Raw genomic sequence first — 6,823 nt, 5'->3', positions numbered from 1 at the left:
GCTCCCCCTCTTGGGCTCGAACCAAGGACCCTCTGATTAACAGTCAGATGCTCTAACCAACTGAGCTAAGGAGGAATTTATATTTTCTTTTCGCGAGCTCCCTAATTTAGGAGGTTTTGAAAGGATTTATCCCTTTTTTGCGGATGCAAATATATATGTTTTTTTCATTAAGCCAAACAAAAATTATTAATTTTTATTTTATTTGAAAATCGCCTTATATATATCGTTTCCATTGGCATACAAAAGTAATGCAATTAAAATAAAGAAACCAACCATTTGTGCATATTCTAAGAATTTTTCACTCGGTTTTCTTCCAGTAATCATCTCATAAAGCAAAAACATCACATGTCCTCCATCTAATGCAGGTATAGGTAGTATGTTCATAAAAGCCAAAATAATAGACAGAAAAGCTGTAGAAAGCCAAAATCCTTGCCAATCCCAGGAATCAGGGAAAAGCTTTGCAATAGTTCCAAATCCGCCAACCTCAGTAGCACCCTTTTTAGTGAAAAGGAATTTCATAGAGCTAGCATAGTCCATCAACGTCCAATAACCAAAGCTAACTCCCGCAGGAAAGGCCTCAGCCAATGAATATTCTTTCTTTTGAATTACATTTGAAAAGTCAGGTAACATAACTGTTACTCCAATTTTTTGATTCACAGGTGTGACTGAAAGTGTGTCTGTAGAATTGTTGCGCTCAATAACAAGATCTATTGGAGTTCCTTGATTAGATTTAACCACTTTTGTGAACTCATCCCAAAACGTAATGGCTGTTCCATTTACGGATACTATCTTATCATTCTTTTGAAGACCTGCAACATCGGCTGGATCTCCAGGGATTATGCTATCTAAAACGGCATCCACTCTTGGTTCTAATGGTCGTAAAGCTCCTGAAACATATAAATGAGTACCTAATGTATCAGGAAGTTGCAATACCTCTACGGTATTATCAGCATGTTGAACTTTTACCTCTTCTACACCTCTAACTACCAACAAACGACTTACGTCTAAAATATTATTAGGAGTTTCTCCATCCACCTCAAGTACTTTGTCCCCATCTCTAAAACCATATTGTTTTAATTCATCAGCGACGTTAAAACCATTAGGGAAAGCATTGTTAGAAATTTCATTACTACCCCAAACAAACAAAACCATGGCATAGATAAAGAATCCTAACAATAAATTTACCGTCACACCTCCAATCATAATGATTAAACGTTGCCATGCAGGCTTGGATCTGAATTCCCATGGTTGTGGTGGCTGAGCCATCTGTTCCTTGTCCATGCTTTCATCTATCATTCCAGATATTTTGACATAACCTCCTAGCGGAAGCCAGCCAATACCATAAACAGTTTCGCCTATCTTAGTTTTAAGTAATGCAAATTTCACATCAAAAAACAAGAAGAATTTCTCAACACGAGTTTTAAAAATTTTTGCAGGGATAAAGTGCCCCATTTCGTGCAAAACAATCAATATAGACAAGCTTAAAACTAGCTGGATCGCCTTTATTAAAATTTCACTCATAAATACAGTTTCGTTTTCGAATCGCACAAAAGTAACGTTTTCAAATTATCTAACACAATCAAAAGACTTTAGCAATGACAATTTATGACGCTTTTAAGACTTAAATTCCATTATGTATGCGGAATGTTGTATTTTTGCACGCAGTTAAATCTCCTAATATGCTACAGTTCTTTAGTAAATATAAACACCTCTTTATCACGCTAATAATTTTATCCACAATCATCATAAGCTTGATGTACCAAGCACTTAAACCAGAAGAAAAATTAGCTGTTTATGAACCCTCTATGGTTCAACCTGAACTAGTTGATGAAAGCATCCAATACATTCGAAAAGATCATAAAATTGCTGATTTTAAATTAATCAACCAGAACGGGGATACCATCACTCAGGAGAATTACAAAAACAAAATATATGTAGCAGACTTTTTCTTTACCACTTGCTTATCTATATGCCCAATGATGACCGATAATATGGTGCGGATCCAAGAAGAGATTAAAAATAATCCTGACGTAATGCTTCTGTCTCATACAGTAACACCTTTAATTGACACAGTTGAGCAATTAAAAAAATATGCTCAAGAGAAAGGAGTAATGGATCACAAATGGAATTTAGTCACTGGTGATAAAAAGCAGATCTATGAATTAGCTAGAAAAAGTTATTTGGCTGTTAAAACAACAGGTGATGGCGGACCATTTGATATGATTCATACCGAAAACTTTATCCTAGTAGATAAAGATAAACAGATAAGAGGGTTTTATGATGGAACCAATCCCGATGAAATTGATAAACTACTTCACGATATAGAAATACTTCAAAAACACTATAAAAAACCCAAATCTTAAGCACCTTAGGGCCTATTCTCAAAGGTTTCAGAGCTTTTTTTAGAAATTTTTAACTATTCAAAAATATAAACAGGTTTGATTTATTTCATTAAACCTTTTTTTTATACTACTTTTGCTTACTTAAATTCAATCTAAATAAGGCTGTGAAATTAACAATCGCACATCTGAAAAAAGGCCAAAGGGCCGTCATAAAAGGATTCTCCACTGATATTATTCCAATCAAACTCCTTGAACTAGGTTGTTTACCTGGTAATCAGGTAGAACTACTTCAAATTGCACCATTTAAAGATCCTTTATACCTGAATATCAACGGTTCCTTTTTGACCATCCGTCGTGCAACCGCCCTTGCCATTGAGATTGATATGATTAAAGAAAATGACTCCTTATGAGCAAGCAAATTAATGTAGCCCTTATAGGGAACCCCAATACAGGTAAGACTTCTATTTTTAATGCTTTAACGGGATTAAATCAACGAGTAGGTAACTACCCTGGAATTACTGTAGAGAAAAAAGAAGGAGTGTGTAAATTATCCCGTGGTATCAAAGCACACATCATTGATTTACCTGGAACCTATAGTTTAAACGCAACCTCCTTGGATGAAAATATCGTTATTGAGCTGTTACTCAACAAAAACGACAAAAATCATCCTGATGTAGCGGTGGTCATTAGTGATGTAGAAAACCTTAAGAGGAATCTACTTTTATTTACTCAAATCAAGGATTTAAAAATACCTGCCATCCTAGTGATAAATATGGCGGACCGTATGAAGCGTAAAGGAATTTCTCTTGATATAGAGCTCCTGGAAAAAGAACTTCATACCAAAATAGCTGTCATCAGTACGCGAAAAAACACTGGAATTGATAAGTTAAAAGAATTAATTACAAACTATAAGGAACTCCCTACTCAACAGTGCATAGACATTAATTCTATTGATCCAGAGTATTTTGGTGGATTACAAAATGCGTTTGCGAACCAAAATCTTTACAAGCTATGGATTGTAATTACGCAGGATGTCAACTTTGTGAACCTCGACCGTAAACTAGTCGATGATACTTCAGCCTTTTCGACTAAGTCGGAATCTGAACTTAAAAAAATGCAACATCAAGAAACGGTGAAGCGTTATCAGTTTATAAATAAAGTTCTCCAAAACGGGTATATCGTTGATGCCGCTTCGGCAAAAGGTTTAAGAGCATCATTTGACAGAGTTTTGACTCATAAAGTCTGGGGGTATGTGGTTTTCTTTTTAATCATGCTGCTTATCTTTCAAGCCATTTATGATTGGAGTAATTATCCCATGGACTTTATAGATGGATTATTTGCTAATTTCAGTGAGTGGGCAAGCAATACACTTCCTCCTGGGACACTTACGGATCTTATAGCCGATGGGGTAATTCCCGGATTAGGCGGTATTGTAATTTTCATCCCACAAATTGCCTTTTTATTCCTGTTTATTGCGATTCTAGAAGAATCTGGATATATGAGTAGGGTGGTGTTTTTGATGGATAAAATTATGCGAAAATTTGGCTTATCAGGTAAAAGTGTCGTACCACTTATCTCAGGTACTGCATGTGCCATTCCAGCAGTCATGGCCACCAGAAACATAGATAACTGGAAGGAACGCTTAATTACCATCTTGGTAACGCCTTTTGTTACATGCGCTGCCCGATTACCAGTGTACCTTATAATCATTGCCTTAGTTATCCCTGATCAAAAATTCTTAGGAATGAATCTTCAAGGATTGACCTTAATGGCGATGTATATACTTGGGTTTTTAACGGCTATTTTTTCCGCATGGGCATTAAATAAAGTATTACGAGTAAAAGGTAGATCATTTTTTGTAGTAGAGATGCCCAATTATAAAGTACCCCTACTTAAAAATGTTGCCATTACTGTCCTAGAAAAAACCAAAAGCTTTGTCTTTGGAGCAGGTAAAATCATTTTGGCAATTTCTATAATACTATGGTTTTTGGCAACTAATGGCCCAAGAGATACCTTTCACAATGCAACCTCTATTGTAACCTCCCAAGTTGAGAACCAAAACCTAACAGAGGAAGAGCTCGCAACCCAGATCAACTCCTACAAACTACGTAATTCATATATTGGAATTGCTGGCCATGCTATTGAACCTGTAATTACCCCCCTGGGTTATGACTGGAAAATTGGAATTGCGTTGATAAGTTCATTCGCCGCTAGAGAGGTGTTTGTAGGTACACTTGCTACGATATACAGTGTTGGAAGCGAAGAGGAAGACACTATCAAAAACCGTATGGCTCAAGAGATAAATCCAGAAACTGGTCAACCAGTATTTAACTTAGCTACTGGGATTTCATTATTACTATTTTACGCCTTTGCCATGCAGTGTATGAGTACCATTGCGATTGTAAAGAGAGAGACCAATGGCTGGAAATGGCCTATGTATCAATTAGTATTTATGACTGGTTTTGCTTATATTACTGCTTTAATAGCATATCAACTTTTAAAATAATTGACCTATGGATATTCAAACTATTTTAGTCTATATAATCGTTTTATTGGCTTTTGGATATTTGGTTTTAAAGTATGCATTCCCAAAAGTACTAGCAACTATCCTTGGTAAGAAAGGAAATAGTTCCTGTGGAGGAAGTGATTGCAACGGTTGTCATTAGTATGTCCAAACGCGAATTAAAAAAATACGTCGCTTCACTCAAAAAAAAAGAATTAGAACTTCAGATTATCGATCTCTACGACCGATTTAAAGAGGTGAAGGTTTTCTATGATTTTGCGTTTAATCCTCAAGAAGACAAATTAGTCGATCAGGCAAAGGCCAAGATCGCCAACGAGTACTTCCCTGTCAAACGACGAAAGCCTAGAATGCGCCGGTCCGTAGCACAAAAATTTATCAAACATTTTATGGATATCGGTGTGAGCCCCACCAAGGTGGCCGATGTGATGTGGTTTAATCTAGAGATCGCACAAACTTTCAATGAACACCGCCAATTAAAGCAACCGGCCTTTTATAAAAGCATGGCTAATTCCTTTGATGAGGCTGTAAAATATAGCGCAACCAATGGCCTGATAGAAGACTTCAAGCACCGTTTGTTAGAGGTTTATAAGCGAGCTCAGCTTCAGAATTGGCCAGAGTTATATACTATGGAACGTACATTGGATATACTTGATTAAACCAATCAAACTACGCACTATTATGAAAAACCTAGTACTCTTACTTTTAAATCTTTTTGTGGTGACTATTGGAACCACTCAAGAACACAAGCTCTCTAAAGCGGACAGCATCGCAATATTACAAGCCCTCGAGCAACAGCAGTCGGCCTGGAATAAGGGTGATATCTCCGCTTTTATGGAAAACTATTGGAAGTCCGAAAATTTAGTGTTTAACGGTTCGTCTGGCCCTATTTTCGGTTGGGAAAACACCAAACAACGTTACTTAAATAGCTATCCTGACCTAACTATAATGGGAATACTAACATTTGAGGTGATCGACCTACAATCGATAGCCAATGGCGTTGCCCAAATGATTGGAACATTTCATTTGAAAAGGAGTATTGGAGACCTTGATGGTTACTTTACCTTAAACTGGAAAAAATTTGACCAAAACTGGCTTATCATTAGTGATCATACCTCAGGATCAAATTAACCCAGCGCCACATCAAGAATCATCATAACAATAAAGCCTCCCATAAATCCTAAGGTAGCAATATCGGTATAGCGATCGAGCTGCGTCTCTGGTATTACTTCCTCTACAACCACAAAAATCATCGCTCCCGCAGCAAAAGAAAGTGCATAAGGTAAAATAGGCGTGAAGAATGTAACAGCTAAGGCACCGACCACCCCGGCAATGGGTTCGACAATTGCGGAGAGTTGTCCATAGAAAAAGCTTTTCTTTCGACTCAAACCATGTCGTCGCAGCGGCATAGAGACCGCAATTCCCTCTGGAAAGTTTTGAATTCCAATACCTATTGCAAGTATTACCGCACCAGCGATAGAGGCCTCTGGTATACCAGCCGCCACCCCACCAAAAAGCACCCCAACTGCGAGTCCTTCAGGAATGTTGTGCAGTGTGATAGCAAGGGTTAACAGTAAGGTACGATTGAGTTTCGTTGGAACTCCTTCCGATTCATTTGGCTTAAAATTAATATGTAAGTGGGGCATAACTTTATCCAAGCCAAAAAGAAACAACGCTCCCAACCCAAAACCAATAGCCGAAGGTGCAACTTTAGCAAAGCCTTCTCCATCACTCATTGCAATGGCAGGACTTAACAGACTCCAAAAACTTGCTGCCACCATTACCCCACCAGTGAATCCTAACATCCCATCCAAAGCGGCACGTTTCATTTCCTTAAATAAAAAAACCACAGATGCGCCCAAGGCGGTCACCAACCAAGTAAATGTGGTAGCCAGCAAAGCGCCAACCACAGGATCAATTTCCTCAAAAAATCTAATAATAGAATCAAACATATAAATTT

Annotated in this window: 7 protein-coding genes and 1 tRNA gene; 5 read left to right on the top strand and 3 right to left on the bottom strand. The window is 37.5% G+C overall.

Annotation, left to right across the window (positions count from 1 at the left end; genetic code table 11):
• Window position 1: 1 nt before the first annotated feature.
• Together VKY50_RS08450 and rseP are read right to left on the bottom strand one after the other, a co-directional pair.
• Window positions 2–75: transfer RNA gene (locus VKY50_RS08450), tRNA-Asn, on the bottom strand.
• 123 nt (window positions 76–198) lie between these two features.
• The gene (rseP, locus tag VKY50_RS08445) at window positions 199–1,521 is read right to left on the bottom strand and encodes an RIP metalloprotease RseP (protein WP_324300820.1); all 1,323 of its coding nucleotides are present in this window, start codon (window positions 1,519–1,521) and stop codon (window positions 199–201) included.
• Between the two features lie 158 nt (window positions 1,522–1,679).
• Between rseP and VKY50_RS08440 the strand changes: the two genes are divergently transcribed.
• From VKY50_RS08440 to VKY50_RS08420, 5 genes are all read left to right on the top strand, one after another.
• Window positions 1,680–2,363 (top strand): SCO family protein, encoded by a 684-nt coding sequence (locus VKY50_RS08440; protein WP_324300819.1) that lies wholly within the window; start codon window positions 1,680–1,682, stop codon window positions 2,361–2,363.
• A 143-nt stretch (window positions 2,364–2,506) separates the two neighbouring features.
• Entirely contained in the window at window positions 2,507–2,752 is a 246-nt protein-coding gene (locus VKY50_RS08435; RefSeq protein WP_324300818.1) for a FeoA family protein, read from the top strand.
• Window positions 2,749–4,848: a ferrous iron transport protein B gene (feoB, locus tag VKY50_RS08430; protein WP_324300817.1), complete on the top strand. Its 2,100-nt coding sequence runs from the start codon at window positions 2,749–2,751 to the stop codon at window positions 4,846–4,848. Before VKY50_RS08435 ends, feoB begins: the two co-directional genes overlap by 4 nt.
• 161 nt (window positions 4,849–5,009) lie before the next feature.
• Window positions 5,010–5,522 carry a DUF6155 family protein gene (locus VKY50_RS08425; protein ID WP_414652312.1) on the top strand — a complete coding sequence of 171 codons (513 nt, stop codon included), beginning with the start codon at window positions 5,010–5,012 and terminating at the stop codon, window positions 5,520–5,522.
• Window positions 5,523–5,544: 22 nt separating this feature from the next.
• Window positions 5,545–5,994 (top strand): YybH family protein, encoded by a 450-nt coding sequence (locus VKY50_RS08420; RefSeq protein ID WP_324300815.1) that lies wholly within the window; start codon window positions 5,545–5,547, stop codon window positions 5,992–5,994.
• On the opposite strand, the gene VKY50_RS08415 is transcribed toward VKY50_RS08420, so the two are convergent.
• Window positions 5,991–6,815, bottom strand: coding sequence for a ZIP family metal transporter (locus VKY50_RS08415; protein WP_324300814.1), 825 nt, complete (start codon window positions 6,813–6,815; stop codon window positions 5,991–5,993). The genes VKY50_RS08420 and VKY50_RS08415 overlap by 4 nt on opposite strands.
• Window positions 6,816–6,823: the final 8 nt, after the last annotated feature.

It is taken from the genome of Galbibacter sp. (assembly GCF_035306585.1).
Lineage (GTDB): Bacteria > Bacteroidota > Bacteroidia > Flavobacteriales > Flavobacteriaceae > Galbibacter.
Note: the sequence above shows the minus strand (reverse complement) of the source record. Positions and strands in the feature narration are given on the sequence as shown.

What these genes read in the sequence shown, in the direction of transcription:
- rseP (WP_324300820.1), bottom strand. Translation starts at nt 1,521, where the DNA reads ATGAGTGAAATTTTAATAAAGGCGATCCAGCTAGTTTTAAGCTTGTCT.
- VKY50_RS08440 (WP_324300819.1), top strand. Translation starts at nt 1,680, where the DNA reads ATGCTACAGTTCTTTAGTAAATATAAACACCTCTTTATCACGCTAATA.
- feoB (WP_324300817.1), top strand. Translation starts at nt 2,749, where the DNA reads ATGAGCAAGCAAATTAATGTAGCCCTTATAGGGAACCCCAATACAGGT.
- VKY50_RS08425 (WP_414652312.1), top strand. Translation starts at nt 5,010, where the DNA reads ATGTCCAAACGCGAATTAAAAAAATACGTCGCTTCACTCAAAAAAAAA.
- VKY50_RS08420 (WP_324300815.1), top strand. Translation starts at nt 5,545, where the DNA reads ATGAAAAACCTAGTACTCTTACTTTTAAATCTTTTTGTGGTGACTATT.
- VKY50_RS08415 (WP_324300814.1), bottom strand. Translation starts at nt 6,815, where the DNA reads ATGTTTGATTCTATTATTAGATTTTTTGAGGAAATTGATCCTGTGGTT.